Source organism: Streptomyces lothianensis, assembly GCF_047779955.1.
GTDB lineage: Bacteria > Actinomycetota > Actinomycetes > Streptomycetales > Streptomycetaceae > Streptomyces.
In genome coordinates this window covers 16174-41582 of the sequence record NZ_JBLMKT010000083.1, presented here as the reverse complement: position 1 = coordinate 41582, position 25409 = coordinate 16174, and the positions used below count along the sequence as shown (strand labels likewise).

Here is a 25409-nt window from a genome sequence, read left to right as displayed (position 1 = left end):
CGGACCGTCGACCAGTCACCCCCGACCAGCGTCACGAGACGGCCACAAAACACCGGTCGGGGTACTGGTCGAACCGACCACTGCCCCGACCGCCCAGCTCAGAGCCCACCGGGAAGCACGGCCGCATCGTCCTCGATCCACGGACCACAGCCCCGCCACGCCGACAGGGAGAGCGAGCACCCACCGGGGGCACAGCTGGCATGAGCGCTGCATCAACTGCTGCACGCGCGTCCTCCGCGGCGGCCCGGGCGGTGCGCACCAAGGGGGCCAGTGCGCACCGCGTCCTGCGCACCGCACCGCACAGCCAGCAGCGTGACGCACAGCACCCGTGGCGCAGTGCGCAGCGACATACCCGAGCGCGATGTGCAGCGGGGTGACCGCGCATCCTGTGTGCGCAGCAGCCGATGCCCGAACCAGTCGAGGGGGTACGCGCCTCGAGGCACGTGTCTCGTGGAGAGCGGCCCGGCAACCCGGCGCGAGCACGGCGGCCGGGGGAGTGGTCGCCCCGACCACCCGGCGCGGACAGGGACGTCATCAGATCGTGACGCAGGGTCGGGCCGCCCGGCCCGGGTTCCGGTCGACCCGCCCCCGTGGAGTGGGCACATGAGCTACGCGCATGCCCTGCGACCCACCGCGGCAGACCGCCGACCGTCGGCACACGGGCCCTTCATTGCTGCGGTGCCGACGCTTGCCCAAGTCACGGGCGTCGCCCGATGAGCGGCTTCGGGCGTGGCATCCAGCGCGGCGCGATGGCAGCCGATCACTTCACGCAGATCTCCAACGCCCTCTTCCGCGACCCGCGGCTGAGCTTCAAAGCCAAAGGGATCTTCGGGCTGATCTCCACCCACCGCGACGGCTGGCGGATCACCGTGAGTGAAATCGCGCGCCGCGGACGGGAAGGCCGCGAAGCTGTCACCAGCGGGCTCCGCGAGCTGGAGCAGCACGGATACCTCACCCGCGACCGGGAGCGCCGCCCCGATGGCACCCTCGGCGACGCCGTCTACGCCATCACCGACATGCCGGCCCACCTCTACGACCTCCTCGGCGACACCACACCCGCGTCACAAGGAACGCCCAGGCCAGAACCTAAGACGGGTTTTCCTGCACAGGCTGAACCTGCACAGGGTGATCCGGCAACAAAGAACACCAAGCTCAAGAAGACCACCAAGCAGAAGAACAACCCCCATCCGTCCGTCCGTGACGCGCGCGCCCGCGAACACGAACCGGACTCCACCGGCGACAACGCCCCCGGCGTTCAGCTGCTCCTGACCATCGGCGCCCGAAGGCCCGAACTCCTGCTCACCGGAGCGTCCCTGCGCGACCAGGGACACGTGGCCACCGCCATGCTCCAGGACGGCTGGACCCTCGAGCAGCTGGAGCACATCATCACCGGCCGCCCGCTGCCCGAGCCGGTCCTCACCTCCGTCGGCGCGATCATCGCCGCTCGGCTGCGGGAAGCCCGCTCCACCCCGCCACCAACCCCATCCCCGCGGCCGCATCCCGCACCCCGAGCCGGACGGACTGTTGCCGCCGACCGCACCGTCGCCGAAGCCCTCACCCTGCGCGTACTGCCCGAGTGCGCAGGATGCGGCCGCCCCGGACCGGCCCCGGACAGCAACCTGTGCCCCGTGTGCCTCGACTGGCCGCACTGCCAGACCTGCACCGGCCCCAGCCGACGCCGCGCCCACCCCGGCGGCACCGGCCAGTGCACCACCTGCGCCCCGCACCCCGCGACCGCCTGACCCCCGACGCGCCCCTGGAGCTGCTGCCGATGAACCCGAGCCACGACCGCACCGTTGCCCGCCGCGACATCCGAACCCCCTGGGGCTGGACCCGCTGGCATGCCGTGCCCGGCCGGCGCGACGTCATCCAGCTCGTACAGATCGGCGTCACCCCGCCCAACCCGCCCCGCAGGACCCGCATCGCACGGCGATGGCTCACCCGCCCGCCTGCCACCCTCCTCACCCTCGACCCCGACACGCCGCACCGCACGCTCACCTTCAGCATCTCCACCGTGTTCGCCGCAGCATGCAGCCTGTTCCTCGTCGGCAAACTGCTGATCGACGGACTCCTGCCACTCACCGCCGCCATGCCGCTCACGCTCGTCGCGCCCCTGCTCACCGAGTTCCTGCCCGGGCAGATCGACCGATGGGCCCGACGGCACACCGTCGTCATCGACGACCACGGCGCCGTACGCGACTTCGCGCCCTACCTCGACCTGCAGATGGACCTGGACGCGGCCGCGGCCGAGAGCGGACTCGCCGAATGCCGGACAGCCGCCCGGCTCGGCCGCGAGCTGCTCTGGGACTTGGCCATCGCCGCACATGAGAACCTCGACACCGCGAGCACTGCATCCGCCCAGCAGCTTGAAGAGCTCACATGCGCGTCGGTGCAGGCCTGCGCCGCGGTCATGGACCTCGAAGCACGTTCACACACCGCACCCGCCCACGGCGACAACGAGCGCCCGATCGAGCCATCGCCGGACCTACGCCCACTGGTTGACGACGTGCAACGTGACCTTCAGGTCGCGATCGAGGCCCACCAGCATGCGGCTGACATCCTCGACAGTCTTGATACGCAGCACACCGAACGACTAGAGATCGAAGCCCCATCCGATGCCCTCAGAGGTCCGTCGCGGCGCGAGGCGCCGGACGACCGGAAGTGAGTCGTCCGACGGCGGCCCGCGGATCAGTCGGAAACAGGCGGCCGGCCGGGGGCTGCTGTCTCCGCGCGCGGGCACGCAACGCCCAGCAGACCTGGCCGTGCCCGCAGCCGGCGCCCCGCACTCTTCGTACGCGCCGCTCCGATGCCCTGTACCCGCTCTGCCGGAGCGGGCGTCCCGTTGCCTCGCAGGCGATGGTGGCTGGCCTGTCTGGTTCGCACGTGGACTAACTGGAGCCGCTCGGCGCCCGCTTCACGCCACGCTGCCGTTCGCAGGGCTCGGCGGCTGATCCGCGTGCGGCGATGAAGCACGGGCTCGTGCTTCGAGTTGATAGCGCACCACGGCCCGCGTGCCTTGAACCGGGTGAGATCTTGGCAGATGCGGCCGACCGCCCGCCTCACCGCCCAGGAGCGGGTGGAGCCTTCTACCAGCCGTGTACGGAGAACGGTTCGCCTTTGAGGTAGTGCGCGATGCCCAGGGCGTTGTAGGGGACGGTGTTGTCCGGGAGCTGGTCGTACGGGTGCCAGGACAGGCCCGCGCATTTGTGCGGTTCCACGATCGTGGAGAGCGGCGCGGTGAGCGTGTCCGCGATCTCCTCGATGCTGTGGTTGGCCGGGGCGTCGAAGTGCTGCCCGTTGAACGCGTAGCCGACACCCCCGCCGATGTCCCGGCGCTTCTGCTCGGGAACGTAGGGCATCCCAAGGTCGGTCATGTTTCCTTCATGATCGGTCGGGTCGAGAGTGGAACCCGGCGCGGGCAGAACCTGACTGCGGTGGACACGAGCCGGGGGCCGTCCCGCGCCGGGGGTGTTGCCCTGTCCGGCGGCGGGAGCGCTGCTCGACCGGCGGCCGGACAGGCGTCAGCAGGCGGCCGCCACGACGGCGACCACGGTGGTGCAGTTCAGTTCGCGTACGACCTGGCGGGCGACGACGAACGGCATGTCGGCGGAGTCGTAGAGGACGAGCGCGTCCGGGTCGGGGACGTCTGGGCTGCCGGGCCGCGGGTGGAGCGTGCCGTGCACGCCGATCCGTTCGGCCTCACGCACGCGGAGCTGCACATGCCCTTCCCGTAACCGCGGGCACCACAGCGGCGCGAGCACGGCGCACGGTTCACACATGGGCGGGATCGCGGAGTGCACGCCGTCCCAGCACGCTTCCTCGGCGTCGTCGAGGAGCGGCAGGACCCACAGCATGCCCTGCTTGTTACGGTCGGCCGGCTGCCTGCAGCAGGCGCACAGGAGCGCTTCCATGGCGGTGCGCTGCCGCTCGGGGTGGAGCTCGGCCGCGTACTGCGGCTTGCCGGTGGCCGTGCCGGTGCACAGCGTCCACAGCACGCCGTCCGGGTCGCGCGCGAGGCCGTCCTGGACGGGATCGGTGTAGGCGACGCCGGACCCGGTGACCGTTACGGCCGCGGGTATTGGGCTCTCCCCGGTCCACGGTGTCACGTACGGCGCGGTTGGTCGGTGCACGATGTTCCCCCCGGAACCTGCGGCAGAAGGATGGATGTCTAGAACTCGACGCCGAGCCAGGCAGCGAGCGCGGCGTGCGGGGTCGGCTCGGGCTGCAGCTGCGTGAGCGCTTCGCGCAGCGGTCCCGCCGGGACGAGGCGGTCGCTGGCCGACGGCCGGTGCCAGTACGGACCCGGCGGTCTCGACCGGCCCAGCGGGGGGAGGATGATCGTGTGCGGCGTGGTGAGGCACACGGCATAGGGGTGCGGCTCCCACCGGGCGGACGACCCGGGCGGGACCAGCCAGTACAGCCATCCCGCGTCGGGATCCTCGATCACGGGACCGCATCCGCCCTGGAGCGCGTCCATCAGGTCCACGGCGGCGTACGCCTCCGCGCCCGAGCCGGTGACGACGACATCGAACAGGCCGCCACCCAGGCGGACGGGGGTGTCACGGCGGGCGTCGACCGCCAGGAGGGTGCGGATCATGTCGGCGAGGTCGGCCATGTCGGCGGCCGGCACCCGTGCACCGGCAGACTCGACCAGCGGCGCCTCGACACCGGTGGGCGGCATCGCGGCTGGAGAATTCACAGTTCCACCCGTCCCGGTCGGAGGGTGGCCCGTACCGTCTTGCCTTCGGCGTCGGCGGGGACGAACCAGGAGAGCTGAGCCCCGTGCTGCCGGGCGTGCCACAAGCCACGGCCGATGGTGCCGCTGACAGCCTCGGTGAAGTCGGGGAACTTCGGGTTCGGGTCGGTCACGTCGATGACGAGTTCCTCCGCCTCGGTGACGCCGAGGCGGGCAGACAAGCCCTGGGCAGGGGCTTCTGGCAGCCCGTACGTCACGGCGTTGTCGACGAGGGCACTGAGTACGGCGATCGCCGCGTGCCCGTTCCCGGGCCAGTCGAGCATCGTGAGCTTGGTCCGGCCGGAGACGCGAGCGACCGTCACGGCGCTGGAAGTCGCAGGCAGGTCCAGCAGCGCCTCGCGTAACAGCGGCGCGGCCGCCCAGTCGGTCTTCACGCCGGACGGGCTCTTGACCAGGGAAAGGCTGCACCATGTCGTTGTGCCGTCGGGGCTGACACCCCACGAATCGGCCAGTGCTTCGACGAGCAGAAGACCACGGCCGTTCTCGTCGTCGGCCCCAGCGCTGCGCGGCACGGGGACGAGCGGTGAGCCATCGCGTACCTCGATCACGAGCTTGCCGTCCCGTACGTACATGCGGACGCCGATTTCCTGGGCGTGAGCATGCCGGAGGGCGTTGGTGGCCAGCTCGGTGAGCAACAGCTCCGCCGTCTCCACCAGGGCGGGCAGACGCCAACTGATCAAGCTGGCCCGAGCGATGCGGCGCAGCCTCTGCGGCCAGAGTGCGTCCACGTCCGAGAGCTCGTCAGTTCCAGGGTGCGGGTGTCGCTCGATTGACAGCTCAAGGGCAGTACGAATGCCTTCCGGGCGGGCGAGTGCGGGGGGTGTCATTCCGGGACCTCCGGACGGCCAGTAAGGGACTGGCACGACTCGGGCACAGCAAAGTCGGGAACCCGACTGCTCTGGTTACGCCTTGTCGTGGTTCAACTACTGTGTTGCATGGCACAGTTGACGTGCAAGACGCCGTGCAATTTTCACGCCGAATGGCATATGCGATTGACTTGACTCTTGGCTGTGCAAGTGGAGCTTGGGGTGGCACACTTCCAACTCAGGGACGCTCAAACGGCACTTGGGGAAGCACGGTCCGGACTCAGGGACGCATGTACGGGACTCCGGGACGGACAGACCCGACTCAAGGGGCGCGTGCCTCGGCACGACGGAGAGGATGACGAGTGGCCGCACCGAAGGGGCCGACGAGCAGGCGGGTTCATCTGGGCAAGGTGCTCACCCGGATGCGAGAGGGCCTGGGCATGAGGCGTGAAGATGTCGCCTTGGCCTTGGGCTTCTCTCCCGAGAAACTGTGGCGCGTCGAGAAGGGCAGGACCAGCCTCCCCAATCCGACCGACTTGAAGAACCTCCTGACCCACTACGAGGTGAGGGACAACGAGGTCGTCGAGAGCTTGCTCGTCATCCACCGGGAGTCGCTCCAGGAGGGATGGTGGGTCCCGTACTCCGCCCACCTGCCGAAGGGCATGCGCGAGTACGTTGGAATGGAGACAGACGCTGTGTCCATCGCAGCGTGGCAGCCGTCCCTCGTCTTCGGACTCCTGCAGACCGAGCGGTACGCGCGCGACCTCCTGCTGTCCGCGAAGGGGGTCGACGAGACCACCACCGAGTTCATCGACGCTCATGTGGAAATGCGAATGGCCCGCAAGGCGCTCATTACCAAGGAAGACCCGCGCGACCTATGGGTCATCATGAGCGAGGACAGCATCCGCAGCACGATCGGCGGTCGTGAAGTCATGGCCGAGCAGTACGAGGAGATCAAGCGCTTGGCGGCCCTCGACACCGTGACGGTTCAGATACTGCCGGCCGCGTCGACCGGCTACCGGGCCAGCCAGAACTTCGCGCTGCTCGACATGGGCGAACCGCTGGGAAAGATCGTCCAGGCCGACCAGCCCGGAGGCCAGGCCAGCATCACCGACAAGAGGCCCGACGTCGGCCGGTACTCCCGCAGGTTTGAAGCCCTGCGGGCCGCGGCGCTCGCCCCCAACGAGACGCCGAGTTTCATTGATGAAGTCCACCGGGACCTGGAACGAAAGTTGACACCGTGAACCGAACCCGCACGTCCACCGACCTGGCACCCGACGACGCCTGGTTCAAGTCCTCATACAGCAGCGGCGCGGAGGGCAACTGCGTCGAGGCCACGGACCTCGCGCCCCAGGTAGGCATCCGCGACTCCAAGGACAAGGCGGGCCCCGCACTCGTCTTCCCGCGGTCGGCGTGGACCACCTTCGTAACGTCGCTCGGCGAGGGCGAGCTCGCCCCCCGCGCCTAATCGACCATCTCCACATACCGAACATAGCTGCCCCCTCAGTCGCAGTGAGGGGGCAGCTATCGTCTACCAGCTCGCTGCCGATACGGGCCTCGACAGCGCGTAGCACAGTGTAGAGGGCGCTTGTCGTCGAGGCGGATCGTTGGACTCACCGGGATCGGTGCCCAGCTCATGCGCCGCGGCCACCGCGAACTCCTGGAAGCCGTCCGCCTCCTCGGCTGAAAGAGACCCCGCTGTGAACCAGAACCCCACCGCCGAGCAGTTCCGCAACCGGCTCGTCGACCAGATCACCGCGCAGCACCCACTCCCCGCAGACGTCGAGCGCGTCCTGCGCCACGTCCGCCGCGAAGCCCACCTGCCCGGCGCCAGCCTCGCCGACGCCTGCCGCGACCAGGCCGTCACCATCAAGGACAACCCGGCCGGACCGCAGGCACTGTCCTGCGCCTCCGTCCCGACTGTCGTCGCGATGATGCTCACCCAGCTCCAGGCCCGGAGCGCGGACAACGTCCTCGAAATCGGCGCCGGCACCGGCTACAACGCCGCCCTGCTCGCCGAACTCGTCGGCCGAGCAGGACACGTCACCACCCTCGACATCGACGCCGACGTCGCCCTGCACGCACGGACAACCCTCAACCAGGCCGGATACCCCCACGTCCAGATCATCCACCGCAACGGCCTCGAAGGCGCCCCCGAGAACGCGCCCTACACAAAGATCATCGCCACCGTCGGCGTCTGGGACGTACCCACCACCTGGTGGGACCAGCTCGCCGACGGCGGCCGCCTCGCCCTCCCGCTGCGCTGGCGCGGCCAGACCCGCTCCGTCGCCCTCACCCGCCGCGGCGACACCCTCATCTCCGACAGCGTGGAACTGTGCGGATTCGTCCCCATCATCGGCCAAGACGGCGAGAAGACCGCCGCCCTGAACCCGGAGCAGACCGTACGCATCCACTACGACCAGGACCAGGACCAGGACATCAACCCGCGCACCCTGACCGACCTGCTCACCGAACCGGCCACCGAAGCCTGGTCACAGACCCGGATCGGCGGACAGGAATCCTTCGACGGCATCTGGCTCCGCGCCTCCGCCACTGACGACCGCGTCTGCCGGATCGAAGTCATCCCCCAGGCCATCGAGAGCGGGGTACGCCGCCCCGCCGCACCAGCACTCAGCCCGGCCCTCGTCGCCCACGGCTCCCTCGCCTACCTGATCCTCGCCCGCGAAGGCACCGACCCCGAACGTCCCTTCTGCCTCGGCGCCGCCGGCTACGGGCCCAACGGACCGGCCCTGGCCCAAGACCTGATCACGCACATCAACACATGGGGCACCAACCGCACAGCCACACCGCAGATCATTATTACCCCCGTCAAAGGCCACACTGCCTCCGGCACGGAACGCCACATCGACAAGCAGGACAGTCGCATCACGCTGTCGTACTGAACATGAGGTGCAGGACCGGGAGCAGGGTGGCAGCTGGGTTTCGTTCTGAGGCGGACACCCAAAACGGCTCGTGTCCCCTAGGATCCCCCGGTGACCAAGACTGCGCCTTTGGCAGGTATTGACCTTTTTGACGCGCACCGGCTTCTCCTGTCGGAGATCCCGGTGCCGGTCCCTTCACCGGAGCATGCCGAGGCCCGGGATCGGGTGTGGGACGCGGCGGTCCGCGCGAATCCCTCGCTGTTCGACGGGCCCGTGGTGGCGTGCGCCGGGGTGGAGTGGGCCGAGCCGCACGTGCTGCACCTGCGCTGGGCGCCAGTGACCTACCGGCACTACGCGCTGCGCCGTGTCCCCGGCGGCCGCGCGCTGGGCTCGCTGTTCGTGAACGTCATTCAGCCGACCGTAGACGGGCGGGTGGTGGTGGCGCGCATGTCGCCGTCCACGGCCGCGCCGGGACGGTGGCAGCTGCCCGGCGGCTCGGTCGAGCCTCCGAAGGACAGCGCCCCGCTGGACGAGACCGCGCTGGCCGCCCAGGCAGCGCGGGAGCTGTCCGAGGAGCTCGGGATCGACGTTGCCCCGGACCGGCTGCGGCTGTTCGCGGTCACCCGCGGCGAGAACACCAGCGTCGGGGTGACCTACCAGTCCCCCACCCTGCCCGAGGCGGAGGTGCGGGAGGCGTTCGCAGCCGTCACGGCCGTCGAGCGTGCCCGCGGAGTGGAGCCGGAGCTCGACGAACTCGCTCTGGTGCGCGCGCCGCGGGAGTTGGCCGGTCTGGTCGGCCCGCACGCGGACTACCTGGAGCCGCTCGTCGCCCGCTGCGCGCAGCCGCCCGCAGGACTCGGTGGTTGATCAGGACGCGGCGAGGAAGTCGCGGGCCCGCGCGTCGAGGTCGATCGCGCACCGCAGCCCTCGGGCCCTAAACCGGGCGAGGTCCCCGCGGATGCGGCGGACCGCCTTGCGGGTGCGGACGGAGCGTACGCCGTCCATGTGGTCGATGGCCTGGTGCCAGGTGGCGCAGGCCTGTTCGATGCCGCCGCGCTTGAGGTGCATCTCGGCGCCCGCGACCAGGTCGAGCGCGACGATCCGCGCGTAGGTCTGCGCCGGGCGGGCCTTCGCGGCGAGCGCGTACTGCTCGGCCGCCGCCCTGTGCTCGCCGAGCGTCTCGTAGACCTTCGCGGTCCGCGAGTACACCGACGCGGCGGGCGGGCCCCAGGTCAGAGCCCAGAACGACACCTCGTCGCCGGGCGCGTTCACCAGGAGCTCGCGGGCCAGTTCGGCCTCGGCGAGCGCCCGGCGGCGCTTGCCGGTCTTGGCGAGCGTGTGCGCGTGCACCACGCGGAACAAGGCCTCGGTCTCTGCGTCCACGCGCCCCCGGGCCCGCGTCAGGCCGGTTTCGGCGAGGGTCAGGCAGTGCTCCGGGCGATGGAGCTTGAGGCCCTGCATCGCCATGGTGCGCATCACGAAGCCGTCCTGGCCGGCGATCTCCGACTCGGCGGCGAGCGCGTACGACTGCAGGTAGTAGGCCTGGGCGAGGCCCTGTTGGCCGGCGTCGTAGGACTTCCAGCCGAGCAGGTGCACGCCGCGGCTGGCCGCTGACAGCATCTGCTGACGCACGTCGTTGGTACGGAACCGGGCCCGGCACAGCGGGGCGACGTCGTCTCGCAGGTAGGTGACCAGGGCGCTGCGGCCGTGCTGTCCGCCGTGGCGCTCGTCCATGTCGGAGAAGGCGCGGATCATGTCGCGGACCGCCTCGACCTCGGCCATGCCGACCATGTGGCCGGTGCGGGCTGCCTGCGTACGGGCGGCGATGTCCGCGACGTGGGACAGCGGCAGCGCGGCCGCGGCCACGGAGTACGCGGAGGCCGTCAAGAAGTGGCGCCGGTCCAATTCGTGCCTCCACATCGGCAGCAGGGCATCCAGCGGATCCCGATCGAGGGACATGTCGATGGTGTCACTGTCCGCCGCGCCGCTCGTATCCGGGAGGCCCAGATCCGCGAGGGTGAGCAACCGGCCCAGGCGCCTCGATAACGCGACGGTGAGGTAGCGGCCGGTGTCCCCGCGTGGGACGGCGCCGGCGATCCAGTGGTCCACGTTGCTCTTGTTGGTGTGTACGGAGCGGCCGCATTCGGCGGCGACGGCCCGCACGGCCTTGGCTAACGCCTCGTAGGTGTAGCCGGACTCGGCGACAAGGTCGCGGAGCTGCTGGTTCGGCGTGCGTCTGGTCATCAGCACCTGCCCGGATATACGGCGTATACCGCTTGCCCTGCCCGCCACGGTACCGCCCACAGCCGCTCGCGGGTTGACTCACTATCAGGCCGCCGGAACCCGGGTAACCGGAACCGTGGCCCAGGCCGCGCGCGCCATCGGCGCCCAGCGAGGCCTCCTCGAGTCCGGCGAAGGGAATCCCTGTGATCACGCCGCGAGTTGCCTGGATCGACGACACGGCCGCAGCCCTGCTCACAGCCGAGCGGGACCGCATTCCCGTCCCCGCCCTGAGCGAGCAGCGGCCCGTGCTGCGTCTGGCGGACGCCTACCAGATCCAGGCCGCCGGCATCGCCCACCGTATCGCCAAGGGCGCCCGGATCATCGGGCACAAGGCCGGGGTCACCTCGAAGGCCATGCAGGAGCAGATGGGCGTCGACGAGCCCGACTCGGGCGTCTTGTTGGACGACATGCTGCTCCGCGATGGGGCGACGCTCGCCCTTGGCGGCCTGCTGCAGCCGCGCATCGAGGCGGAGATCGCGTTCCGTCTCGGGCGCGACCTGAGCGGACCGCAGGTGACGCTCGCGGACGTGCGAGGCGCGGTGAGCGCCGTGTGCCTGGCACTGGAGGTGATCGACACCCGCTACCCGAGCTGGCGGATCACCGTCGCGGACAGCATCGCGGACAACGCGTCCTGCGCCCGCGTAGTCGCCGGCCCCGCACTGCCGTACGACCCGGCGGTGGATCTGTGCGCGGAGCGCCTGGTCGTGTCCGTCGACGGCGTACAGGCAGCGGCCGGGGAGGGCCGGGCCGTGCTCGGCGACCCGCTGCGCCCGCTTGTTTGGCTCGCCCACCGCCTCGCCGAGGGCGGCACGGGCCTGAAGGCCGGGGAGTTGGTGCTGGCCGGCTCCGTCCACGCCAGCCTCCCGCTCCCCGCGGCCGCGACCGTGCGCGTCGACTCCCCGCACCTGCCGCCCGTCACGCTGCGCACCTGCTGACACCACCTCTGTCCGCCGGCGGCCCCCGCCGCCGGAACCCCGTAACCCATGCCCCGGTGAAAGGGAGATTTGGCATGCCTTTACGCGAACGGCGTCCGCGCGCTGCGGTGCTCGGCGCGGGACTGATCGGCATCGACCTTGCCGACAAGATCCAGCGCTCCGACCACGTGGACCTGATGTTGGTGGCCGGCCGCAGCAGGCAGAGCCGGGGTCTTGCCCGGGCGGCCGACCTGGGCTGTGCGACCTCCGCGGACGGCGTCAGCGCCGTGCTGGCGTCCGGCCCCTTCGATGTCGTCTTCGACGCCTCCAACGCGGCCGCTCACGAAGCCCACTGGCAGGCGCTGGCCGCCACCGGCACGACGCTGATCGACCTGACGCCCACCCGGGGCGGGACGATCGTCGTGCCGAGCGTCAACGGCGAGGAGGCGGCCGGATCCCGGCACATCAACCTGGTCAGCTGCGGCGGCCAGGCAGCCATCCCGATCCTGCACGCCCTGTCCCGGCACTGCCGGCCGACCTACATCGAGGTGGTGTCCACCGGGGCGAGCGCGAGCGCCGGACGGGCCACCCGGGACAACCTCGACGAGTACATCACCACCACGCAGAGCGCGATCCGCGCCTTCACCGGCGTCCCCGCGGTGAAGACGCTCGTCAACCTCAGCCCCGCACACCCCGCGCCGCCGTTCCGGGTGGTCATGACGGTCCTGGCCCCCGACCTGCCCGCCGACGCCGCGGACCTCGTGGCGGCCGCGGCCGCGCCGGTTCGAGCCTTCGCCCCCGGCTTCACCGTCACCGCCGTCACCGCGACAGACGGCCGCCTCACGGTCGCCGTCGAGGTCACCGCGACCGGCGGCCGCATCCCCACCTATGCCGGAAATCTGGACATCATCAACGCCGCCGCGCTGCTGCTCGCCGAGCAGCACACGGCCGCCTGCCCGCGAGGAGCGCGCTCATGAACGCCGCCAGCAGCCCGCTGCAGCCCGCCGTGCAGCTCCACGACCCCACCCTGCGCGACGGGCACCACGCCGTCGCCCACCAGCTCGATATCGACCAGCTGACCGCGTACGCCACCGCCGCGAACACCGCGGGCGTCCCCGTCGTCGAGGTAGGGCACGGCAACGGCCTTGGCGCGAGCAGCCTGCAGATCGGCCGCGCCAAACTCCCGGACGCCGTGATGCTCAAGACCGTCCGCGCCGCCCTCACCCGCTCGCGGATGGGCGTCTTCATGGCCCCCGGCTGGGGCACCGCCGACGACCTGCGTACGGCCGTCGACCTCGGTGCCGACGTCGTACGGATCGCCGCGCACTGCACCGAAGCCGACGTCGCCGAACACCACCTCGGCGTCGCCCGCGCCCTCGGGGCCGAAGCCCAAGGCGTCCTGCTCATGAGCCACATGACCAGCCCCGAGACTCTCGCCCGCCAGTGCGCGCTGCTCGCCGAGGCAGGCGCCCAGGCGGTCGGCATCATGGACTCCGCCGGCCACTACCTCCCCACCGACGTCACCGACCGCATCGGCGCCATCGTGGCGGCCGTCGACGTGCCCGTGATCTTCCACGGGCACAACAACCTGTCGATGGCCGTCGCGAACTCCCTGGCCGCCGTCGATGCCGGAGCGCAGATCATCGACGCCACGGCCCGCGGCTTCGGCGCGGGCGCCGGCAACACCCCGCTCGAAGTCCTCGCCTGCGTCCTCGAGCGCCGCGGCCAGGTCACCGGCATCGACCTGCGCCAGGTCCTGGCCGCCGCGGACATCGCCGCGGACCGGCTGATGAAGGCCCAGCCCGTCATCGACTCGGTCAGCCTCATCAGCGGCCTGGCCGGCGTCTTCTCGGGTTTCCGGAAACCGGTCCTGGAGACCGCCCGCCGCGAGGGCGTCGACCCCCTCGACCTGTTCCTCGCACTCGGCGAGCGGCAGGCCGTCGCCGGCCAGGAGGACCTCATCGCCGACGTCGCCCGCACCCTCCACACGCCCGCACCAGCCGGCAGCCGAGCCCGAAAGGCGATCCCCGCATGATCCGCGAACTCGAAACCATCCTGCGCGACGACCTCAACGTCCCCGCCGACCAGCTGACACCCGAGACCAGCCTGGAGGCGGCCGGCATCGACTCCCTCGCGATCGTCGAACTGTCCGTCCTCCTCGCAGAGCGCCACGGCATCACCGTCAGCGACGCCGAACTGAACCGCCTCACCCACCTGCACGAACTCGACCAGCTCATCCGATCCCGCACCGCCGACAAGGAAAGGTCCGCGTCATGACGACCCGCACCCACCCGGGCCGCGCCTGGATGATCACCCCGGCGCTGCGGCCCGAACGCTTCACCACCGCGCAGACCGCGGGCGCCGGAGTCGCCCTCGTCGACCTCGAAGACTCCGTCGCCATGGCCGACAAGCACCAGGCCCGCACCACCGCCCACCGCTTCTTCCAGGCCGCGGACACCGCCTCCTCCACGCTGGGCGTGCGGATGAACTCCCCGCTCACCCTCGACGGCATCAAGGACCTGGCGGCGATGGCCGCCTACCCGGCCAAGCCGGACCTCGTCCTCGTTCCCAAGACCGAATCCGCCCGCGACATCGAACTCGTCGCCGCCGTCCTGGACGCCCCCGGCTACACCCCCGACGTCTGGGCCCTGATCGAGTCCCCGAAGGCCTTCGAGAAGCTCTCTTCGATCTGCTCGGCGCCCCGCCTCGGCGGTGTGGTGTTCGGCTCCGCCGACTACGCCGCCACCGTCCGCTGCCACCTCACCTGGGACGCCCTCGCCTATGTGCGGGCCGCCCTGGTCAACGCCGCGACCGCCGCCGGACTCCCCGCCATCGACGCCCCCGTCTACCACCTGGACGCCCCCGACGCGCTGCGCATCGAAGCGCAGAAGGCCAAGGAACTCGGCTTCTACGGCAAGGGAGCCGTCCACCCCCGCCAGGCCGCCGTCATCAACGACGTGTTCCTTCCCTCCGAGGCGGAGATCGCCCGCGCCCGGGCCATCGTCGCCGCCGGAGAAGCCAGCGCAAACAGCGTGACTGCCGTCGACGGGCAGATGGTCGGCACCCCGTTCTTCACCGCCGCGCGTGCCCTGGTCGACGACGTGGACGGCGCACGGTGAGCGCCCCCCTGCCCGCCGGATACCGCCGCATCGACACCCAGCGGATCCGCGAGACGATCGGCCTCGGCTATGACGACTTCACCGACGGCATGGTCATCGAGCACCGGCCGGGCCGCACCGTCACCGAATTCGACAACCTGATGGGCACGGCGCTGAGCGGCAACGTCGCCCCCATCCACACCGACGCCCACTACAGCAGCCAGACCCACTGGGGCCGCATCCTCGTCTGCGGGGGCGTCACCCTCAACCTCATCGCCGGCATGACCGTGCGCTCCACCAGCGGCCTGACCATCGCGAACCTCGCCCTCGACGCCGTCCGGTTCGAGGCCCCCGTGTTCGTCGGCGACACCCTGTACGCCGAAACCGAAGTCACCGCCCGCCGCCGCTCCAAGAGCCGCCCCGACCGCGGGATCGTCACCTGCCGCACCAGCGGCCACAACCAGGACGGCACCCAAGTGCTGTCCTTCACCCGCACCTTCTTCGTGCCCACCGACCCCGACCGCGTCCGCGACGCCACCCACTACTAGAACGCGAGGCGATCATGAGCACCCTGACCTTCGCCCCGGCCGACGACGACCGGTGGCAGCAGTACGACGAACTCGCCACCCGCGCCTACGGCCACCGCGTCGGCGACATCACCGCCCTGCGCGACCACGCCGACCTCCAGGTCGCCCTGCGCGACGGCCGCGTCATCGCCGGCGGCCTCGGCTTCGTCGCCGGCCAGTACTTCGGCGGCGCCGCCGTCCCCTCCGCCTGCCTCGGAGCCGGCTGCGTCGCCCCAGAGGAGCGCGGCCAGCACCTCGCCACGCGCATGACCGCCGCCCGCCTGGCCCCGCTGCGTGACCAAGGCGCCGTGATCTCCGTGCACTCCACCGCCTCCAACGGCTACGCCCGCCGCCTCGGATGGGAGGCCCCCACCCCGGTCTTCGGCTGGACCGTGCCCACCGACGACCTCGCCCGCTCGTTCATGAGCGCAGCCTTCGACATCCAGCCGGGCCTCACCGACGACGCCCAGGACCTGCAACGCGACCTCGCCAAGCAGTGGAACGGCCCCGTCCACCGCCCCGCCTGGTGGGCGGCCTGGAAGCAGAACAAGAGCAACCTCACCACCTACCGGTTCAGCCGGCCCGGGCACCCCACCGCCGGGCTGCTCTCCCTCGCCACCCAACGCCGAGAACGGCACGGCATGAACCTCGTGGTCCACGACTTCTGGGCCGCCACCGAAGCCACCGCCGCGGCCATGTTCGCGTTCCTCGGACGCCACAACACCCGCGCCGAGACCATCGAGTTCCGCCGCGGAGTCCTCCCGCCCTACCCCGCGCTCCTGCACAACCTCCACCGCTTCCGCCCCACCGCCCAGTCCTGGCACCCCTGGATGCTGCGCATCCTCGACACCCCCGAAGCCATCCGCCTGCGCGGCTGGCCCGCCGACCTCACCACCCACGTCCCGATCGAGATCGAAAACGAAACCGGCTACACCTGGGACCGGTGGATGCTCCAAACCAAAGACGGCAAAGCCGAACTCACCCCCACGAGCGTCGAAGGCCTCGTCACCTTCACCCGACGCCAGCTCGCCGTCTGGTACGCCGGCGGCTACCGCTCCGCCGCCTCCGCACGCATGACCGGCGTCCAGACCGTCTCGGAGAAGGCCCTCGCCACGCTGGTCCGCGCCACCGCAGAACGAGAACCGTGGCTGCCCGACCACTTCTAGCCGCGCCAGTCCGATCGATGGATCCCAGACCCTGCGCAGTGCCATCCTGACCGCGGTGGCGATGTCCCCCCATCGCCGACCACCACAAGGAGCAGCACCCCGGCCCTCAGTAGCCGGGGTGCTGCCGCGTTCTGGCGCGTCCCACCTGCTCCGCCGCCTGACGTACACGCCGAGGGTGAATGAACTCCCAGTCTCTCCGGAGGCTCAAGGTTCGTTCACCCCTGAACAAGCCTTCATAGACGCGGCCCTACGAAGGTTCGTTCACCCCGAACGAACCACTCACCAGTGGGTAGGAGCAGGGTGTGAGCGAGACCCCGTACGGCTTCGACGCAGCCAAGCTCCGCGCAGCCCGGACCGCCGCCGGGACCTCGGTCGCCCGGATCGCCCAGGCCGCCGGGGTGAGCGAACGCGCCGTGAGTCTCTACCTGGCCGGCACGCGCACCCCGCGCCCGGAGATCCTGCCGCGGCTGGCGGCCGCCGTCGGCGTCGACCCGGCCGCGCTGTGCACCGTCGAGCGCGAGACACTCGCGCACCTGCGCATCTTCACCGGCCGCAGCCGCTCCGCCATGGCACGCACGCTCGGCATGGCCGAGGAGACCTACCGCCAGGTGGAGACCACCGGGCGGCGCGGGCGCCTCGCCCGCGCCCGCTACGACCGCAACGAAGACCGCTGGGCCGCCTGGCAGGAGTGGGCGTCACCGCTGTTCGGCGTGACCCCGGAGCGCCTCGACGCCGCCGAAGAGCACACCCGCGAGCAGTACCTCGCGGAACTCGAACGCGGGTGGCAGCGCCTACGTGAGGCCGACCCCGACCGCGCCGCCCGGATCGAGGAACTGGGCCGCGAGGGACGACGCCTTCGGGGACAGTGAGCGCGAGGGCGGCCCGGCGTCTTTCAAGGTGCCCCAGTGCCGGCTCAGACCGGTCGGGCGCAGGTGGTGGGGATCTGCCCGCCCCGCACGATGTACCAGGTCCAACCGCCCTTGCCACACTTACGGTACGCGGGACCGCTCTCGGTCCGGTCCACCGCGGTCACACACGTACGCAGGACATCACCACGGTGCACGTACCGCACGATCGGCGAATCGGCCTTGGCCACGGGCGCATCACCTGCAGGACGGCGCACCGCCACCGTGCGGCCAGTGACCTCCACGTCGATGCAACGGGCCGCCGTCGGCAGCGCAGGAGCCGACGAGGGCGACGGTGCAGCCGAAGCCGGGGCGGCGGGCAGGGCGAGAGCGGCGACGGCGGCCGCGAGGATCAGTCGCTTCATGATCGGGTCAACGGCCGCCGGGCCAGGAAGTTGCGACGCAGGCCTGTCAGAGCCCGAACCGCGCTCCACGGGCCACACGACGCCGCCCATGGAGCGCCGTGGAGCGGAGTACCTGTTTTCCCTCGACAACGACGCGTCCTTCCCCACCCCCGACGTGCTCGCCCGCCTCGTCGCCGAAGCTGAAGCACACCCCGAAGCCGCCTACATTCAGCCGCGCCTGACGGGACCCGACGACACCACCACCCCACGTCGGTGGGTCCCCCGACTGCGCACCACACACCCCGAACGGCCCGGCGCGATCACGACCATGACCGAAGGAGTCGTCGTGGTCCGTCGCCGCGAATTCGACCAAGTTGGCGGATGGGCGGCGAAGTTCTTCCTCTACCACGAAGGACTCGACCTCAGTTACAAGCTCTGGTCGCTCGGCCGCACAGGCTGGTACGCCGGAGACATCCGCATGCACCACCCGCTCACCAGCCCCGCGCGCCACGCCCGCTTCTACCGGCTCGCCGCCAGAAACCGCGTATGGGTCGCCTACCGGAACCTCCCGCGACCATTGATTCCGCTCTACCTCGGCTTCTGGACCGCAGCCACCGCCGTACGGTCGCTGCGCGGAGGCGGCCGCGAATCCCTCGAAGGCCTGCGCGAAGGCTGGGCACAGCGCCGTGATCAGCCACGCAAGCCGATGAGCTGGCACACCGTGCTCCGCCTCACCGCGGCAGGCAGGCCTCCCGTTCTGTAACGGACCACTTGGCCCGCCCTGACAGCATGGCCGGTCTACCGTGGTCGCCCATGACAGTTCTGATCGTCGGCGGCAGCGGCTTTCTGGGGACCGAACTCATCCGACAGGCGGCAGCGGCCGGCCATCTCACGGCCGCCACGTACGCGAGTCGACCCCGTGATACCTCCGAATCCGAGTGGCATCACCTTGATCTTCGTGATCTGGAGCGCGTGGACGCCGTCATGTCCGAGGTGCGCCCGCGCCTGCTTGTGAACGCGTCGAGCGGTGGGTCTGACTGGGCGGTCACGGCTACGGGCCCCGTCCATCTCGCGATGATCGCGGCCAAGCACGGCGCCCGCATGGTTCAGGTGTCCTCCGACGCCGTCTTCTCAGGCACGGACACCACGTACGACGAGTCCGCCCATCCCGACCCGATCATTCCGTACGGTGCAGCCAAGGCAGCAGCAGAAACCGGGATCCTCGCGGTCCAACCCACGGCCGTCATCGCCCGCACGTCGCTGATCATCGGCCACGGCCGGTCCGTACACGAACGCCTGGTACACCGACTGGCCACAGGTGCAGCCGAAGGTGCCTTGTTCACCGACGACATCCGCTGCCCGGTCCATGTCGCGGACCTGGCCTCCGCGCTGTTGGAACTGGCGGACAGCGATGCTGCCGGTGTGCACCACCTCGGTGGTGCGGTGCCGGTGAGCCGGTACGAACTCGGCACTCTCATCGCCCGACGCGATGGACTCGACCCATCCAGGATCCGCACGGCGCGCCGAGCGGACAGTCGGCTCCCCGGGCCCCTGGACGTGCGCCTGCACAGTCACGCGACCCAGCGTCAACTGCACACTGTGCTGCGCGGAGCTCCGGACTTCCTGACCCCGTGACCGGCAACGGGGATGACCGGCGACCAGCCTCGTGGAGTCGACTGGGTGGTCCGATGGACGGGCGCCGGCTCAGACAAACAGTCACAGCTCGGTCCACGGGCGCGGCTCACCGCCGGTCAGTGGAACCCACAAGGCCTTGGACGGGCCGATCTCCTCGATGTCTTCGAGTACGGCCGCGCCCAGGGAGACCTCTCTGCCGAGTGCTGCGACGAGGGGGTGCTGCTGGGCCATCCCGCGCAGGTCGCCGATGCGGTTGTTCAGTCGGGTTCGGCCGGCTCCGGTGAGGACGAACAGAACGCGGGGGAACACCGGATACCAGCGCAGCCACGCCGGTCCCGGTGAGCTGGGACGGCGGCGCCCGACCGTCGGGGCTTCGTAGCGGAACAGCCGGGCGTAGTCGATGAGCTTCGCGGCGAGGCGCTCGCTGCCCATGGTGCTGCGGTCGACCTCGATGAACGCGCGGAGTTTGCGGCGGCGCTCACCGTCGGTGAGGGCGTAATGCATGACGGCGTCGGCGATGAGCTGCTCGCCCTCGCCGATGGGGTGTGCGACCTCGGGGGTCCAGTCCCAAGGGCCGTGCTCGTGGCCGAGCTTGCGGGCGTCGGAAAGGAAGGCGAGATGTCCGCGGACCACGGTGAGAGTGTGCGGGGTCTTGAGCGAGGCGGCCGTTGTGGAGGTGATCGGGTACGGCGGGCGCCCCCGCAAGGCTGGGAAATCACGGGCCACGCGGGCGCCCTCGCCGGTGAGGTACCAGACACGGGTGAGATTGGACTTGGGCAGCACCGTGTAGTCGACGAACCCCTTCCGGCGCAGTTTGTTCAGTGGGTCGGAGACCGCCTGGCGGGTAATGCTCGGCCGGAGCAGCGTGTGCAGTTGGCGGGTGGTGGCCATCCGGTGCTGGGCGAGCGCGGACAGAAGCTGATGGGGCAGCGGCTCGTCGGGCCGGGGAGTGTACACGGCAGAGGTAGCAGTCACTGGTGTTCCTTCGGGGCGGGCGAATCGGTCGAACCAGCAGGTCAGAACCGGGTGTTGCTACCACCTAGGGAAACCGTGGCCCCCGACCAGACCCCCGACCAATGCGCCCAACCATGGTCACGATGAGGACACGAAAGCCGTGGTCGGGCTTGTGGTCGGCCCGACCGAGGCTTGGCCGCGGTTGTGTGCTGCGCCCCCGTTATCTCATTGGTGCTCCCCGACGAGATGGGACCGCGGGCTACCTGTCCAGCCTGTGTCCGTGTTCTGCGATCGTCCTGACGGCGGCTGTCGGGTCCCGGCCTGAGCCGGGAGGCAGCGTGGGGGAGCGAGGCAGCTGGTGTTCGATCGGCGTATCGCGGGTCCTGGGCAAACGCTGCCGGCTACAGCGCGGGCAGGGGGTCGACGGGGTCGTCGACGCCCAGGAGGAGCACGTGGTGTCCGACGACTTCAGTGCTGCCGGCGGTGACCTTCTCGACGTCGAGGCGCAGCCGGATGCGACCGGTGCCTTCGCCGTTGGCTGCGAGGTCGCATTCCAGTTCGTCGTCGAGGCGGTCCGCCGCGGCCTCGGCCGCGGCGTAGTCGGCCAGGCCGCAGGCGAGCAGCCGGCCGGTGGCGGTGTCGCGGAGCTGATAGCTGGGCATGGGGGATCGTCCTTCGGCAGGTGGGAGTGTTCAGGTCGTGGGGTCGGAGAGCCGGCGGGCCGCGTTCACCGCGCGCGACCAGACGTCGGGGCTGCCGCCGTGCTCGCGGGCGAGGGAAGCGGCAAGGCCCCGGACGTCGCCGTGCTCGCGCAGGGCGGCCAGGGCAACGGCCGCCCGCCGGTCGGCTTCCTTGCGGGGAGGCGCCGTCGCGGGGTGGTGCTCGAGGGCGTTGCGCACGACCCACTCCCAGGACCTCTGCGGCCCCCCGTACTGCACGCTGAGTTCCGTGGCCAGGCCCGGGCGGTAGCCGCCGCGCTCGATCGCCTCGACGGCGAACCGCTCGGCGAGCTGCGTGGCGGTGAGCGGCTCACCGCCGGCGTGGGCGCTCAGCTCGGCCGCGAGCACCTCCTCGAGAGCGGAAGGCCGACCGACGGGCGCCTCGGGCTGCGGGCCCGGGCGGCGGCCGGCCTTGCCGAGCTTCTCCCCGGTGCGCCTCTTGTCGAAGTCCTGCAGGTCGCCGACGCGGAAACCGGGGATCATGCGGCCGGTCGGGCCCTCGACCGGCTCGGCGAGGGGCTTCGGGAAGTAGTCGGGGTTGTCCTTCAGGTACTTGCGGATGGCCGAGGCTCCGCTGAAGCCCAGCCACTTGGCAGCCGTGTTGATGGAGACGACATCCTCCGGGTCGGCCTGGTACAGCTCGGGGTCGGCCTTGAGGACCTTGCTCGCCTTCTCCTCCTGGAACCACGCGTAGAAGTCCCGGAACTGCTGCTCGTCGTAGAAGTCGGTCCCGTCGATGCGCTCCTTCTCCGGGTGACGGTGCTCCTTGGGCTGTTCGTCGCGCACCTTGTACCAGCGGGCCGCGGTCCCGACGCTGGCGCCGGTGAGCTCGCGGATCCAGTCGCGGTTCACCACGGCGCGGCCGCCGACGAGGCGACGCTGCGGGTTGAGGGCCTTGGTCATTGCACTCTCCGGTTCTGGCGGCGGCCCTATACTGAGGGCCTGCTCCTCTTGTTCCTTCGGTGCTCACGCGCCGGCGGGCGGGTCGAGTTGGTGATGGTGGTCGGCGGGACGTTCGGCCGGGGTTGCCGCCCTGGGTCGACACCCTCGTACGAGGGTGCCTTCCGCCGCCCACCGCTTTTTGCCGCTGCGTTCGCATAATCAATATGGCGCTCTTGATGGGTGGGTGTCAATCGCGCCGGCCCACTCCATGCCAGGAATGTGCCCTCCATTCCCGTTCGAAGCGCGGCACCTGCTTGTCCCGGACGTGATGGGGAGCCGTCACCATCAGCTCCTCGACTGTGGGCAGCTCCGCCTCCCGCCGCTGTATCCACGCCCGCACCCGCCCGTAGCGTTCATCGACCTCGACGGGGTAGCCGTGCCGTTCCGAGACGGTGCGCAGCCTCCGGCCCAGAGCGGAGGCGCGGCCCACGTGGACCTGCTCCACCGAGCGCATCGGCCGCCCCCGCCGGGCGGGGTCCGCCTTGGAGACCGGCAGGATCCTCCGCACGTGGTACAGCGCCCACGGGCAGGTGAGCTCCTCCTCGAACGCGGCGAGGACGGGGCGGTCCGCGGCCCGGCCGGGGTCGAACTGCTCCAGCAGGCTGCGCCGGCCGAACAGCTTCGCCTGCGGGTTGAGGCTGACGGAGGTGTACTCCAGGCGCAGCACGCGTCCGGCGATCTCCGGGTGGGCACGCATCCGGTCCAGGTGGTCAGCCATGGCGCCCATCGAGACCGGGAAACAGCAGAAGCTGCAGTAGCTCTTCTCCCACCGCACGCCGAACCGCTCGTACAGGAACGCTTCGCACCGATCACGCCCCCCACCCCCAGTCGATCAAGGGGTACACGCCCCGGCGCAGCGGATTCTTGCTCGCCGCAGCATCCCGACGACTGCGGACGGTCTCATCGGCGTTGAACCCCATCACCTGCCGAAACGGCCGGTCGCCGATCTCCTGGGCGATCAGCGCGTCACCGACCTCGCCCTTCGCGTGCAGGCTGCAGAGCCGAATGCCTCCCTGCTGGGGAACCGTGCCGCCCGCCTCATACTCGTCCCACAGTGCCCAGGGCCCGCGGTCGATGATCCGCTCGGGTTGCCGGGAGTCGTCCATGACCGCGATCTCCAACGCACGGCTGGCCCGGGCAACTTGAACGAGCCTGACCCGGTGCTCGCGAAGGAGCGGCAGCACGAACTCCTCGGCGTGGGCGCGGGTGGCCGGCCACTCGTCTCCGGTGAGCTGGTGCATGACCAGGGTGCGGGCCAAGTCGACTCCGTGAGCGGCCGGGTCCTCCAGCATCTTCACCAGGTACGCAGTCGAGTCGACCCCCAATCCCCAGTTGATGACCAGCTCGATGCCCTCGAAGCCGAGGCCGGCTGCGACGCGGGCGACGGCGGTCATGCGGCCGCACCCCCTTGGTCGGCCTTCGGGTACGGGTAGGAGGTGACGGCGAGGCGGCGGCCGGTGCGCGGTCCGATGTAGGCGGCGTAGCGGTGGTGGCCGCCGTGGTGCACGCCCTGCGCGCGGACGGTGTGCAGGGCCTCCGTCAGCCACACCCTGCCCGGCTCGCCCTCCTCACGGGGGCGAGCGCCGAGGGCGACCAGGCGCCGCTCGACCCCGCCGCGGCCGCGCTCGTTGTTGCGGACCTTGGACATCGCGCGGTCGTGGAGGACCGAGCCGTCGGGCAGCATGGTCAGGCGCCGCGGGCGCGTCTTGCCCAGGTAGTCCATCCCCTTGGCCTGGTAGATCGTCCCGTAGTGGCCGGGGAAGATCGTCTCGGGCCCGTCGGCGGTGAGGCGTGTCCTGGGCTCGGGATCGCAGTGCGCGATGACCCCGCGGATGCCCCGGGCGGCAGCCAGTTGGAAGGCGCGCGCCTGTGTCCACGTCTCCGCGTTGGCCGGTACGTCGTCGAGCAACACCAGCCGGTTCAGCTCCAGCGACTCCTCATACGGCGTGAGTCGGCCGAACACCGAGGTGAGTACGGCTGCCTGGGTCGGGATGCCCAGGGTGAGCACCCCCACCAACTGGCCGGCCGGGGGCGCGGCGGTGTCGATGAGGCCGTAGGCGAAGCGGACGGCGGGCCACGAGCCGCTGTAGTGGTGGGCGAGGACGAAGGCCTTCGCCGTGTGGACCAGGTCGTTCGGCATTTCGCGGACGCGGTAGCGATCGGGGTCGAAGCCGCCTTCACCAGCCGGCCTCCAGCTGTGCCGGCGGTTCCTCCACCGCTGGCAGACGGCGCCGAAATCGAGCGGCGGTTGTTCGTAGGCAGACATCACAGTGGCCCTCTCGGAGCGGTCGGTTGGTGAGAGATGCCGGTCCGGGGTTGCCGCCCCGGACCGGCAGTCGGTGAGGGTTCAGGTCGTCGAGGGGAGCATCAGCTGACGGGGAGCATGGAGCACGTTCAGGACGCGTTCGCGCCAGCGCATCGCCCAGTGCACGCAGCTGGAGCAGCTCTTGTGCTTGCCCTCGCACTGGGGCAGCGGATCGTTCCAGCGGGCATCGCGCGACCAGGCGAGGGAGTCGGCGGAGGCCAGGTACTCGGCGCACGACTGAAGGGCCTGGGTCTTCAGCCCGAAGCCGTGCAGGCGCAGCCCGGCAGCGGCCACGGCTGCGAGTACGGCCTCGACGTCCTTGACCGACTTGCGGCGGCAGACGGAGCCGACCCCGACCAGCGGATAGTCGGCCAGCCGCACGCCGCGCTTGTCGTACAGGTTCAGGCAGAACTCGTAGTCGGCCGGAAGCCAGCCCTGGACGGTGGGGATGATGTCGACGCCGGGGTCTTCGGCCATCAGGTCGACGAAGTTCCCGACCGTGCGGTCGATGTGCTCACGCACCGTGAGCCCCGTCTTGGCGATCATGTCGGGCTCGCACATCCAGTCCTGCGGACCGGCCCAGACCAGCCTGCCGACTCCGTCGCGAAGACGGCGCAACTCGCGGACGTAGGCGTGCGGGCCGATCGTCCAACCGCCGTGGTTGTCGAGTTCGGAGAAGGCTCCCGAGTCGTACACCCAATCCTCGGCGGCGCGCGGCAGCGTGGCGCGGCCGATCAGCGCGGAGCGTGAGACGCACATCGGCACGCCCCAGGCGGACAGCGACTTGGCGTGATGTCCGCCGAGCCAGAACATCGGGCCCTCGGACGGCGAGTCGCCCGGGTGGAAGCCGAGACCGTACTCGCAGTGACAGACGCAGCTGCCCACGGCACAGAACCCGCAGTCCAGGCACTGATCGTGGTAGCAGTGGCCGCAGGCGTAGCGGACGGCGGCCGTGCAGGTGCACGTCTCTGGAAAGAGGGCGTCTGCCTGCGGCGATGACATCCGGCGGGCCGGGGCGGTGAGTGTGGCGTTCACGGGAGTTCCTCAGGGCGTGGGTGAGTTGGTGAGCGGGGCCGGTCCAGGGGTTGCCGCCCCTGGACCGGCTGTGATGCGAAGTGCCGGGCGCCGCCGTGG

At 70.6% G+C, this 25409-nt stretch carries 29 protein-coding genes; 16 read left to right on the top strand and 13 right to left on the bottom strand.

The features are described from left to right. The first annotated feature begins 713 nt into the window (after window positions 1-713). Both ACLF6P_RS29035 and ACLF6P_RS29030 read left to right on the top strand, forming a co-directional pair. Window positions 714-1742 carry a hypothetical protein gene (locus ACLF6P_RS29035; RefSeq protein ID WP_415954392.1) on the top strand — a complete coding sequence of 343 codons (1029 nt, stop codon included), beginning with the start codon at window positions 714-716 and terminating at the stop codon, window positions 1740-1742. Continuing rightward, window positions 1706-2665: a hypothetical protein gene (locus tag ACLF6P_RS29030; protein ID WP_415954391.1), complete on the top strand. Its 960-nt coding sequence runs from the start codon at window positions 1706-1708 to the stop codon at window positions 2663-2665. Before ACLF6P_RS29035 ends, ACLF6P_RS29030 begins: the two co-directional genes overlap by 37 nt. A gap of 421 nt (window positions 2666-3086) precedes the next feature. Here ACLF6P_RS29030 and ACLF6P_RS29025 read toward each other — a convergent pair whose 3' ends face one another. From ACLF6P_RS29025 to ACLF6P_RS29010, 4 genes are all read right to left on the bottom strand, one after another. Then, window positions 3087-3374, bottom strand: coding sequence for an NUDIX hydrolase (locus ACLF6P_RS29025; protein WP_415954390.1), 288 nt, complete (start codon window positions 3372-3374; stop codon window positions 3087-3089). A gap of 147 nt (window positions 3375-3521) precedes the next feature. Further along, complete coding sequence (locus ACLF6P_RS29020; protein WP_415954389.1) at window positions 3522-4130, bottom strand: hypothetical protein; 609 nt, start codon at window positions 4128-4130, stop codon at window positions 3522-3524. A 38-nt stretch (window positions 4131-4168) separates the two neighbouring features. Continuing rightward, window positions 4169-4699: a hypothetical protein gene (locus tag ACLF6P_RS29015; protein ID WP_415954388.1), complete on the bottom strand. Its 531-nt coding sequence runs from the start codon at window positions 4697-4699 to the stop codon at window positions 4169-4171. Then, window positions 4696-5484 (bottom strand): ATP-binding protein, encoded by a 789-nt coding sequence (locus ACLF6P_RS29010; RefSeq protein WP_415954387.1) that lies wholly within the window; start codon window positions 5482-5484, stop codon window positions 4696-4698. The genes ACLF6P_RS29015 and ACLF6P_RS29010 overlap by 4 nt, the downstream gene beginning before the upstream one ends. A gap of 440 nt (window positions 5485-5924) precedes the next feature. Here ACLF6P_RS29010 and ACLF6P_RS29005 point away from each other — a divergent pair, with 440 nt between their 5' ends. The 4 genes from ACLF6P_RS29005 (at window position 5925) to ACLF6P_RS28990 (ending at window position 9311) form a co-directional block, all read left to right on the top strand. Then, on the top strand, window positions 5925-6806 hold the full coding sequence (locus ACLF6P_RS29005; protein ID WP_415954386.1) for a helix-turn-helix domain-containing protein: 882 nt from the start codon (window positions 5925-5927) through the stop codon (window positions 6804-6806). Continuing rightward, complete coding sequence (locus ACLF6P_RS29000; RefSeq protein ID WP_415954385.1) at window positions 6803-7030, top strand: DUF397 domain-containing protein; 228 nt, start codon at window positions 6803-6805, stop codon at window positions 7028-7030. Before ACLF6P_RS29005 ends, ACLF6P_RS29000 begins: the two co-directional genes overlap by 4 nt. A gap of 232 nt (window positions 7031-7262) precedes the next feature. Next, window positions 7263-8465 carry a methyltransferase, FxLD system gene (fxlM, locus tag ACLF6P_RS28995; protein ID WP_415954384.1) on the top strand — a complete coding sequence of 401 codons (1203 nt, stop codon included), beginning with the start codon at window positions 7263-7265 and terminating at the stop codon, window positions 8463-8465. 90 nt (window positions 8466-8555) lie between these two features. Further along, window positions 8556-9311, top strand: coding sequence for an NUDIX hydrolase (locus tag ACLF6P_RS28990; RefSeq protein WP_415954383.1), 756 nt, complete (start codon window positions 8556-8558; stop codon window positions 9309-9311). Here the strand turns inward: ACLF6P_RS28990 and ACLF6P_RS28985 are convergent, their stop codons facing one another. Further along, window positions 9312-10688 (bottom strand): hypothetical protein, encoded by a 1377-nt coding sequence (locus ACLF6P_RS28985; protein ID WP_415954382.1) that lies wholly within the window; start codon window positions 10686-10688, stop codon window positions 9312-9314. It abuts the gene before it with no gap. A gap of 182 nt (window positions 10689-10870) precedes the next feature. On the opposite strand from ACLF6P_RS28985, the gene ACLF6P_RS28980 reads away from it, so the two are divergent. The 8 genes from ACLF6P_RS28980 (at window position 10871) to ACLF6P_RS28945 (ending at window position 17340) form a co-directional block, all read left to right on the top strand. Next, entirely contained in the window at window positions 10871-11662 is a 792-nt protein-coding gene (locus tag ACLF6P_RS28980; protein ID WP_415954381.1) for a 2-keto-4-pentenoate hydratase, read from the top strand. Window positions 11663-11736: 74 nt separating this feature from the next. Beyond that, window positions 11737-12618: an acetaldehyde dehydrogenase (acetylating) gene (locus tag ACLF6P_RS28975; protein ID WP_415954380.1), complete on the top strand. Its 882-nt coding sequence runs from the start codon at window positions 11737-11739 to the stop codon at window positions 12616-12618. Then, window positions 12615-13676, top strand: coding sequence for a 4-hydroxy-2-oxovalerate aldolase (gene dmpG / locus ACLF6P_RS28970; RefSeq protein ID WP_415954379.1), 1062 nt, complete (start codon window positions 12615-12617; stop codon window positions 13674-13676). Before ACLF6P_RS28975 ends, dmpG begins: the two co-directional genes overlap by 4 nt. Next, window positions 13673-13918, top strand: a complete 246-nt coding sequence (locus ACLF6P_RS28965) for an acyl carrier protein (protein WP_415954378.1) — start codon at window positions 13673-13675, stop codon at window positions 13916-13918. Before dmpG ends, ACLF6P_RS28965 begins: the two co-directional genes overlap by 4 nt. Continuing rightward, the gene (locus ACLF6P_RS28960) at window positions 13915-14760 is read left to right on the top strand and encodes an HpcH/HpaI aldolase/citrate lyase family protein (protein ID WP_415954377.1); all 846 of its coding nucleotides are present in this window, start codon (window positions 13915-13917) and stop codon (window positions 14758-14760) included. Before ACLF6P_RS28965 ends, ACLF6P_RS28960 begins: the two co-directional genes overlap by 4 nt. Further along, complete coding sequence (locus ACLF6P_RS28955) at window positions 14757-15287, top strand: MaoC family dehydratase (protein ID WP_415954376.1); 531 nt, start codon at window positions 14757-14759, stop codon at window positions 15285-15287. Before ACLF6P_RS28960 ends, ACLF6P_RS28955 begins: the two co-directional genes overlap by 4 nt. Window positions 15288-15301: 14 nt before the next feature. Then, window positions 15302-16471 (top strand): GNAT family N-acetyltransferase, encoded by a 1170-nt coding sequence (locus ACLF6P_RS28950; protein ID WP_415954375.1) that lies wholly within the window; start codon window positions 15302-15304, stop codon window positions 16469-16471. Window positions 16472-16773: 302 nt separating this feature from the next. Next, the gene (locus ACLF6P_RS28945; RefSeq protein WP_415954374.1) at window positions 16774-17340 is read left to right on the top strand and encodes a helix-turn-helix domain-containing protein; all 567 of its coding nucleotides are present in this window, start codon (window positions 16774-16776) and stop codon (window positions 17338-17340) included. A gap of 44 nt (window positions 17341-17384) precedes the next feature. Here the strand turns inward: ACLF6P_RS28945 and ACLF6P_RS28940 are convergent, their stop codons facing one another. Further along, on the bottom strand, window positions 17385-17741 hold the full coding sequence (locus ACLF6P_RS28940) for a hypothetical protein (RefSeq protein ID WP_415954373.1): 357 nt from the start codon (window positions 17739-17741) through the stop codon (window positions 17385-17387). An 88-nt stretch (window positions 17742-17829) separates the two neighbouring features. Here ACLF6P_RS28940 and ACLF6P_RS28935 point away from each other — a divergent pair, with 88 nt between their 5' ends. Then, entirely contained in the window at window positions 17830-18483 is a 654-nt protein-coding gene (locus ACLF6P_RS28935) for a glycosyltransferase family 2 protein (RefSeq protein WP_415954372.1), read from the top strand. Between the two features lie 50 nt (window positions 18484-18533). Further along, window positions 18534-19355, top strand: a complete 822-nt coding sequence (locus ACLF6P_RS28930) for an SDR family oxidoreductase (RefSeq protein WP_415954371.1) — start codon at window positions 18534-18536, stop codon at window positions 19353-19355. Between the two features lie 81 nt (window positions 19356-19436). On the opposite strand, the gene ACLF6P_RS28925 is transcribed toward ACLF6P_RS28930, so the two are convergent. From ACLF6P_RS28925 to ACLF6P_RS28895, 7 genes are all read right to left on the bottom strand, one after another. Next, window positions 19437-20330: a replication-relaxation family protein gene (locus tag ACLF6P_RS28925; protein ID WP_415954370.1), complete on the bottom strand. Its 894-nt coding sequence runs from the start codon at window positions 20328-20330 to the stop codon at window positions 19437-19439. Between the two features lie 380 nt (window positions 20331-20710). After that, complete coding sequence (locus tag ACLF6P_RS28920; protein WP_415954369.1) at window positions 20711-20971, bottom strand: hypothetical protein; 261 nt, start codon at window positions 20969-20971, stop codon at window positions 20711-20713. Window positions 20972-21001: 30 nt separating this feature from the next. Then, window positions 21002-21931 (bottom strand): hypothetical protein, encoded by a 930-nt coding sequence (locus ACLF6P_RS28915; protein WP_415954368.1) that lies wholly within the window; start codon window positions 21929-21931, stop codon window positions 21002-21004. 226 nt (window positions 21932-22157) lie between these two features. Then, a complete protein-coding gene (locus ACLF6P_RS28910; protein ID WP_415954367.1) occupies window positions 22158-22688 on the bottom strand; it encodes a hypothetical protein in 531 nt (176 codons plus the stop codon). A 91-nt stretch (window positions 22689-22779) separates the two neighbouring features. After that, complete coding sequence (locus ACLF6P_RS28905; RefSeq protein ID WP_415954366.1) at window positions 22780-23364, bottom strand: hypothetical protein; 585 nt, start codon at window positions 23362-23364, stop codon at window positions 22780-22782. Then, window positions 23361-24110 carry a Mom family adenine methylcarbamoylation protein gene (locus ACLF6P_RS28900; protein WP_415954365.1) on the bottom strand — a complete coding sequence of 250 codons (750 nt, stop codon included), beginning with the start codon at window positions 24108-24110 and terminating at the stop codon, window positions 23361-23363. The genes ACLF6P_RS28905 and ACLF6P_RS28900 overlap by 4 nt, the downstream gene beginning before the upstream one ends. Before the next feature lie 207 nt (window positions 24111-24317). Continuing rightward, a complete protein-coding gene (locus ACLF6P_RS28895; RefSeq protein WP_415954364.1) occupies window positions 24318-25310 on the bottom strand; it encodes a deazapurine DNA modification protein DpdA family protein in 993 nt (330 codons plus the stop codon). Between the last annotated feature and the right edge of the window lie 99 nt (window positions 25311-25409).